The organism is Armatimonadota bacterium (genome assembly GCA_020354555.1).
Taxonomy (GTDB): Bacteria; Armatimonadota; Hebobacteria.
Genome location: CP070648.1, coordinates 4,586,348 through 4,592,249, shown reverse-complemented (window position 1 = coordinate 4,592,249; position 5,902 = coordinate 4,586,348). Strand labels below are relative to the sequence as shown.

Genomic DNA, 5,902 nt, shown 5'->3' with positions numbered 1-5,902 from the left:
GGTTCACCACCGCTTTCACTCCTTCTCCGGCGTCCGGCAAAGCGGCGATCAATCGCCGCACTCCATAATGGCCGGCGGCGGAGACCCGGCGCCCTGTGACACCAACCTCTTGCGATCACAGCTCCGCACGCCGTTGCGCCCCCGCTCCGCTCCTGCTAGAATCGTATCCACGGAGCCCGCACCGGGATCGCCGAGGGGAGTTGACAGGTGCCCAGGTCCGATACCCGCCGCCGCAAACGCTTTCCGTTCGCGCTCAAACTCGCGCTCGTCTTCCTCGTCGCAGCTTCGGCGGTTCTGCTCTTGCTCGCCGCCGACCTCCAGCGCGCCCGCAAGTGGCGCCTGGAGAAACTCCGCGCCGCCGGTATCCCCACCAGCATGGCCGAAATCGCTCCCCCGCCGGTGCCCGACGAAGAGAACGCCGCCATCCTCTACGACAAAGCGACCAAGCTGCTCGAACTCGATCACGCCGATGAGGAGCAGTTGGATCAGTTCGTCAGGAACGACCCCCTGGGCAGCCGGGTCCGCCTCCAGGCGGAAATCAAAGCCATCCTCGCGCGCAACGAACGAGCCCTCGCCCTGATCAAGCGCGCCGCCGCCATGCCCCGCTGCCGCTTCCCGACGGACTGGACACAACCGCCGCCACAGATCATGTTCCCCCAGTTCGGCCGCTTGCGCGACTACGCCCGCCTCCTCGCCGCCGACGTCCTCATCGCCATCGCTGACGGCGACTCGCGCCGCGCCGTCGAATCACTCCGCGCCGGCATCGGGCTGTCGCGACATGCCGCATCGGAGCCCGTGATCATCGGCTTCTTCGCCAGCGGCTCCATGCTGCGCATCGCGCTCGCCACTTTGCCCGACCTGATCGCGCGCGCCGACCTCGACCCCGATGTCTGCCGCGCGCTCTTCGACGACCTGCAAGGCGTCGATCTCTACGCATATTTCCGCGGGGCGCTCGCGGGCGAAGCAGCGCAGACGCTGTGGCTCTTCGACATCGCCAATCGCCGCCCCGGAGAAGCACGCGAAGCGCTCGGCTTCGACGAGACAGACCTTGACCCCGGCACGCGAGTGGCCTTGGGCCTCTACTTCAGCCCTCTCGGCAGGCCGATCCGGTCCCGCGAAGAGATCAACTATCTCGAAACCATCGAAGCCATGCTCGCGCTCGCCGACAAGCCTTACCGCCGCAATCAGAAGCAGTGGACCGCACTGGCAGACAAGATGGATGGCGCGCCGTCGCATCACGTCCTCACCCGCCTCCTCGTTCCCGGAATCCGCCAAACCGCTCTGAGCCGCGATGATCGCGTCGCCTTCCGCAATGCCGCTCAGGTTGCCCTCGCTCTGGAGGCGTACCACACGACGCACGGCGGGTATCCGGATTCCCTTGACGCATTACAGCGCTATCCTGGCTGGCGGCTGCCCGATGACCCCTTCAGCGGCAAGCCGTTCGGCTACGAGCGACGAGGGGACGGCTGCGTGCTCTCCAGCTGGGGCGAAGATCTCGACGACGACGGCGGCCGCCCGTATGACCCGCGGGCCTATCCGCGCGACGGCGACCTGGTCTGGGAGTTCGTGAAGTGAATGTGTACCGCCCGGCACGGGGCCCCTTTTGGAGTGCGGTGGTTCACCACCGCTTTCATCGCCTCTCCGCGTCCTCGGCGTTCTCCGCGGTTTCCTCGATCCGTGTCCCCGCCTCCGGCGGGATCGAGGTGAGGGTAACCCGGCGCCGCCGCGCGCCCGGCAAGTGAGGACTTGAGTGGAAACCGACCGGAAACGATCCTGGCGCACGCCGCTGATTCTGATCGGCGTCATCCTCGCGCTGGCGGTGCTCGGCTACGCCCTACTGGATTGGGAGACCGCCCGCGCGCTCCAGGCCGAACTCGACAGGCTTCGCGCCGCCGGCGAACCGCTGACCATGGCCGAGGTGGCCCCGGATCCTGTCCCCGATAGCGACAACGCGGCACTCCTCTACATCGAAGCCTTCGCCCACGTCCAGGAGGACCGGCGGCTTCATGACATCTGCCGCGGACTCAAGATGGCCCCGAGCACCGCCGCACGGCGCAAGCTCATCGAGGAACTGCGCCCACTCGTGGATGCCAACCGGCAGGGGCTCGCGATCGCCGCGCGCGCCGCGCAACTGCCGCACTCGCGCCTGGAACTGGACTGGGAAAGCTGGGATGTAGGGACTCCAACTCTCGTTATCCAGTACACTCCGCGTTTTCGCTCCCTCTCAAGGGTGCTCGCGGCCCAGGCCGCCCTCGAAAGCGCCGACGGGGATGCCGACGCCGCGATTGAGTCCTGCCTCACCGGGGTGCGAATTGCATGCCACCTCATGCAGGACCCGGAGTTCACCTTGCTCCTCACCTCCTACGCGGTGCAGTCAATCGCCCTGGCCGAGCTTCGCGCGGTACTGGAGGAGAACCAACTCGACGCACCAACCTGCGCTGCCGCATGCGACGAATTGGGCGCGATTGACCTGCGCGGCCCACTTCACCGCGCCTTGCAGGTGGAGCGGGCCGGCGGCCTTCTGTTACTGGACTACCTCGCCGCCCATCGCACCGAGCCGATTGAGCTGGAGTTCTGGGACGCCGATACGCCGCTGTGGGCCAGCGTGCTCTACGCCTCGCCTCTCTGCGACATCATCCAGCGCAGCGAGCGCCTGATGTGGCTCGACCTCACAGGCCGCACAATCGAGTTGTCCGGGCGACCATACCGCGAGGTCGCACGCCAAGTCTCCCGGGTTCAGGAGCAGATGGGAAGCGCGCCGCGCTACTACGTCGGCCTGCATTGGATTTCCGTCTACCCCAAGCTGATCGCCAGCCGCGACCAGTGCCAGACTGTCATCAACGCAACGCGCGTCGCTCTCGCACTCGAGGCGTATCACAGCAAGCACGGCAAGTATCCGAATTCCCTCGTGGACTTGCACGAGTATCCCAGCTGGGCGTTGCCCGACGACCCGTTCAGCGACAAGCCGTTCGCGTATCGGCGACGAGGCGAGGGCTTTGTCTTGCACAGCTTCGGCGGCGACCTCGACGACGACGGCGGCCGGCCCGTCGAGGGCAGTTGGCTCGCCGACGGCGACCTGGTATGGGAGTGCGCGAAGTGAATGTGTACCGCCCGGCACGGGGCCCCTTTTGGAGTGCGGTGGTTCACCACCGCTTTCATCGCCTCTCTGCGCCTACTTGTCCGCCGAAGCTCTAGCGCACGCGGATCGGCCGTTATCTTCGTGCCTTGGTGTCTTCGTGGTTCACGCTATCCGGGCACGGCATGCCGTGCCCCTACAACTCGTTTCCCGTGTTCCTCGCGCCCTCTCTCTTCTCCGTCCAATCCGTGCCTACTTGTCCGCCGAAGCTTCAGCGGAGGCGGATCAGCCGTTACCCTAGTGCCTTGGTGCCTTGGTGGTTCAGTCGGATCCGCCGCCTCACCCGCTCCGCTTCGCCGCTGCCCCATTCCCCTGCCGCTGGCCGAAGTAGTACCCCACGATCGCCATCACCAGCGGCACGAACACCTCCGCCTCCACCCGCCGCGCCACCGCCAGATAGCACGCCGTCAGCGCAAACATCAACGCGAATATCGCCCGCACCGTCCCCTCGGGCAAACCTAATGGTTGATTCGTCATCTCTGCTCCTCGCAATCCGATTTCCGCAGTCCGCCTCAAAGCACGTCGTTCCGAGCGCCAGCGTAGAATCTTGGCCGGGGAGCGCACCGATGCCAAGACCCTTCGCGTTGCTCGGGGTGACATATCCCCCGCGTCATTGTGAGCGCAGTCCGTCGAGCAGGACGCTCGTCCCGCCCGCGCAATCTCTCACCACTCGACCCGCAGCCCGACATACGGCGCCACATACGTCTTCACCCCGCCGATGCGCGCCTTGCCGTACTCGCTCGGCGGCCAGCACAGGCCGAGCGTGACATCCGGCGTCCCGCCGCCCCCCGCCAGCTGCACGCCGATGCCGGGGATCAGCCGCTCGCTGCCCGTGCTCGACCGCGCCGCGATCAGGCTGAACCGCAGCGCATCACAGCCCTCGAACACTCGCCACTCCAACCCGGGCCCGACGCCCGTCGCCTCGCGCCCGTGAATCAGGAACATCCCCGCCGACGCCTGGTCGAACACCGGCCGCAGCTCGTCGTACAGCGACGCCGGGGCGATGCGCTCGCCCGTCTCCGCGCCCGCCAGCGTGCCCAGCAGCAGCACGACCGCCAGCGCAATCCCCGCCGCCATCACCAGCCGCCGCACGAGGCATCCCGCGCCTCTCTCGCCGCACACGACTCCCGGACCCGCATCTCGCTTTCCGATCATCTCTCCTCCCCCGACATCATTCTCACCGCCACACAAACAGCGACGGGGCGAGTCATCAACTCGCCCCGTCGCACACCCCCCTCGCTTCACATCACGGGCAGCGGCAGAGCGCCGCCCCTACATCTCTCTGCGCTCTCTGCGCTCTCCGCGACCTCCGCGGTTCTTCCCTCCCTCCGCCCCTACTTGTCCGCCGAAGCTTCAGCGGAGGCGGATCAGCCGTTACCCTCGTGCCGTGGTGCCTTGGTGGTTCACTTGAATCCGCAGATGTCCCCCTCCGCGGTTATCGCTTCCCCCGCAGCGCGCACCGCAGCTCCGCCACGTCGAACCCCGGGCACGTCTTCGTCACCCCGGGAAACTCCCGATGCCCCAGCACTCGCTCCACCGCCACCCCGAACTCGACCACGAACTTCCGGCACAACCACACCAGCGCCCGCCACTCCGCGTGCGTCAGGTACCCCGCGCCCGCGCCGCCGATCTGCCCGCTGCTGGCGCTTGACTCCAACCGCACCGGCCAGCCCGGCCCCACGCCGATCAGGCAAATCCCGATGCTCGTCTCGTTGTGCCCGCGCACGTGCGCCCCGATCTCGTCCAGCGCGCGCCCCGCCTGAATCAGCCCGTCGCACTCCGCGCGAAACGTCCCCTCGCGCAGCCAGCCGTTCAGGATCACGCGGTGATACCCGATGCCCGACCACCCGCGCTCCTTGTGCCACCGGTCAATCAGCCCCGCCGTGCCGAACGAGCTGTCGCTCTGATGTATCACGATCGTGTCAATCACGCGCATCGCTTCCCTCATGAACGCCGCCGCCCCGCCCCCACGCGCGCTCCCTTTTGGAGTGCGGTGGTTCACCACCGCTTTCACCGCCTCTCCGCGCCCACTTGTCCGCCGAAGCTTCAGCGGAGGCGGATCCGCCCCTACTTGTCCGCCGAAGCTTTAGCGGAGGCGGATCAGCCGTTACCCTTATGCCTTGGTGCCTTGGTGGTTCACTTGAATCCGCGGTTGCCCATCCCTCCCTCCTCCCGCAGCGCCTTGACGTCGAGGCGTATCTCCTCGACCTGCTTCTCGATGTTCGCCAGGCGCAGGTCCACCGTCGCCCGCTGCGCCGCACTCAGGCCGATCTCCTTCGCCACCTGCTGCTCGCATCCCGCCATCCGTCCATCGAGGCTGCTCCACATGATCCCCAGCACCGCGAAGATCATCACCGCGAATGACAGGACGATCGCCAGCGTCTGCTTGCCGTTACTCTTCATCATTGCATCCCGAGCCCCTCGCTTCACATCACCGCCGCCGAGCACCGCCCCCGCGTCGAAGCGCGCGCGTGACCGCAATGGTGGGGCAGGCGTTTTCGCCTGCCAACCAGTTGCCCCCGCCGCCCGCGCCAGTATGCTATAATCCCTTCGGAGGACGCCGCTTGAAGCGCCTAGCCATCCTCTTTGTATTCGTCGCCGTCGTTGTCTCCGGGGTCTGGGTGTTCCATTCCCTCCGCGCCCCCAGCCCCGAGCGCTTCCTCCTCATCGTCACCGACGCCCTCCGCGCCGATCACCTGGGCTGCTACGGCTACCCCGAGGACCTCACGCCCAACATCGACGCCTTCGCCGCGCGCAGCATCCGCT

7 protein-coding genes are annotated in these 5,902 nt (G+C 67.1%); 3 read left to right on the top strand and 4 right to left on the bottom strand.

Annotated elements, in window-relative coordinates; genetic code table 11:
• Positions 1 to 207: 207 nt before the first annotated feature.
• Entirely contained in the window at positions 208 to 1,575 is a 1,368-nt protein-coding gene (locus JSV65_18860) for a hypothetical protein (GenBank protein ID UCH34554.1), read from the top strand.
• A gap of 175 nt (positions 1,576 to 1,750) precedes the next feature.
• The gene (locus tag JSV65_18855) at positions 1,751 to 3,100 is read left to right on the top strand and encodes a hypothetical protein (GenBank protein ID UCH34553.1); all 1,350 of its coding nucleotides are present in this window, start codon (positions 1,751 to 1,753) and stop codon (positions 3,098 to 3,100) included.
• Between the two features lie 315 nt (positions 3,101 to 3,415).
• Here JSV65_18855 and JSV65_18850 read toward each other — a convergent pair whose 3' ends face one another.
• The 4 genes from JSV65_18850 to JSV65_18835 form a co-directional block, all read right to left on the bottom strand.
• Positions 3,416 to 3,613, bottom strand: coding sequence for a hypothetical protein (locus JSV65_18850; GenBank protein UCH34552.1), 198 nt, complete (start codon positions 3,611 to 3,613; stop codon positions 3,416 to 3,418).
• Positions 3,614 to 3,799: 186 nt separating this feature from the next.
• Positions 3,800 to 4,291 carry a hypothetical protein gene (locus JSV65_18845; GenBank protein UCH34551.1) on the bottom strand — a complete coding sequence of 164 codons (492 nt, stop codon included), beginning with the start codon at positions 4,289 to 4,291 and terminating at the stop codon, positions 3,800 to 3,802.
• Positions 4,292 to 4,571: 280 nt separating this feature from the next.
• The gene (locus tag JSV65_18840) at positions 4,572 to 5,063 is read right to left on the bottom strand and encodes an N-acetylmuramoyl-L-alanine amidase (GenBank protein ID UCH36846.1); all 492 of its coding nucleotides are present in this window, start codon (positions 5,061 to 5,063) and stop codon (positions 4,572 to 4,574) included.
• 209 nt (positions 5,064 to 5,272) lie between these two features.
• Positions 5,273 to 5,542, bottom strand: a complete 270-nt coding sequence (locus JSV65_18835; GenBank protein UCH34550.1) for a hypothetical protein — start codon at positions 5,540 to 5,542, stop codon at positions 5,273 to 5,275.
• Between the two features lie 158 nt (positions 5,543 to 5,700).
• Here JSV65_18835 and JSV65_18830 point away from each other — a divergent pair.
• Positions 5,701 to 5,902: hypothetical protein (locus tag JSV65_18830; GenBank protein UCH34549.1), on the top strand; the 202-nt coding region annotated here is incomplete at its 3' end.

Bases quoted from the DNA above. Each gene is read 5' to 3' on its own strand.
- JSV65_18850 (UCH34552.1), bottom strand. From the start codon at position 3,613: ATGACGAATCAACCATTAGGTTTGCCCGAGGGGACGGTGCGGGCGATA.
- JSV65_18845 (UCH34551.1), bottom strand. From the start codon at position 4,291: ATGATCGGAAAGCGAGATGCGGGTCCGGGAGTCGTGTGCGGCGAGAGA.
- JSV65_18835 (UCH34550.1), bottom strand. From the start codon at position 5,542: ATGATGAAGAGTAACGGCAAGCAGACGCTGGCGATCGTCCTGTCATTC.